This window comes from Clostridioides mangenotii TR (assembly GCF_000498755.1).
Lineage (GTDB): Bacteria > Bacillota > Clostridia > Peptostreptococcales > Peptostreptococcaceae > Metaclostridioides > Metaclostridioides mangenotii_A.
This window is the reverse complement of record NZ_AXUS01000078.1, coordinates 1-1,069: the sequence shown is the minus strand read 5'-3', so window position 1 is coordinate 1,069 and position 1,069 is coordinate 1. Positions and strand designations below refer to the sequence as shown.

Annotated in this window: 1 protein-coding gene; it reads right to left on the bottom strand. The window is 33.1% G+C overall.

All coding sequences use genetic code 11. The annotated features are described in order from the left end of the window. Positions 1 to 57: 57 nt before the first annotated feature. The coding region (locus tag T473_RS18750) for a hypothetical protein (RefSeq protein WP_029791875.1) at positions 58 to 1,069 on the bottom strand (1,012 nt) is incomplete at its 5' end.

Genomic DNA, 1,069 nt, shown 5'->3' with positions numbered 1-1,069 from the left:
TATTAGTGTCTTTCATTTCTTTCTTTTTGTTTTTCTATGTAACTCAATTTTTCTTTTTCATTTAGTGCATCTTTTTCGGTTACCAAAAGCATTTTTCATTAATATATCTACCATTGCTAATTCGTTGTTAAGCTCTTTCACATGCTTGTCGGCTGATACCCATTTAGCATCCCAACTTGTTTGCCATGCTTCCTCTTGAAGTTTCTTAATTTCCTTTTCAGCTTCAATTCTCTTATTATTCAAATCTTCCCATTCTTGCTCTAGTTTAGGAATCTTATCAAATTCAAGATCGAAATAAGCATCGGCCATTTTTTTCATTTCGTCATATTCTTTTTTAAGCTTTTCGTATTTATCTTTGTCTGCATCTTTAGCATTTTTCTTATTAGATTTTTCTTCTGCTTTATTTACAGCATCGGCTTTATTTCTAAGAAGTTCTTCGTAGTTGGTCATGTTGCCTGTTGCATTATCAATATTGAAGCCTTTTTTCTTAAGATTAGCTTTAAGCCAATTCTTTTGACGTTGGAGTTCACCTTCAGCTTTTATTTGCTCTTTTATTAACCTTTGCTGTTCTACGTATAGTTTATTTTGTTCCTGTAAATATTTCGCTTTATCTGAAGCTGAAGCATTTTTCATCTTAGTATCTAATAAACCAATCGCATTAGTTACTTTCTTTATAGCTGCTTCTAATTCTTTTAAAAACTCTATATCATTTTTAAAGTATTTCTCTAGCGAAGCCCCATCGTGTGCTATAGATGGTTTATATCCGTACACTGATTTAGATTTAGATAGTAAAGGACTTCTTAAAGTTCTCGCAGATGTTTTTAAAAATGTGGCTTTTGGCATACTATTTACTGGAGTTGCAAAGGTAGTAAGCCCACTTCTCATCATTGGTGCAATTGATTCTCCAGGATAATCAGCAAATGTTGAAATAGAGCTTGCTTTATTAAACATTGAAGATGCTACTGGTTGATCTAAGGTAGCAGTTTTTAAAGCAAATCCTTGAGCGCTAGATTTTTTCTTTTTGCCTCCGCTACTTCCTCCACTACTTGGTGGAGCTCCTGAAGTAACA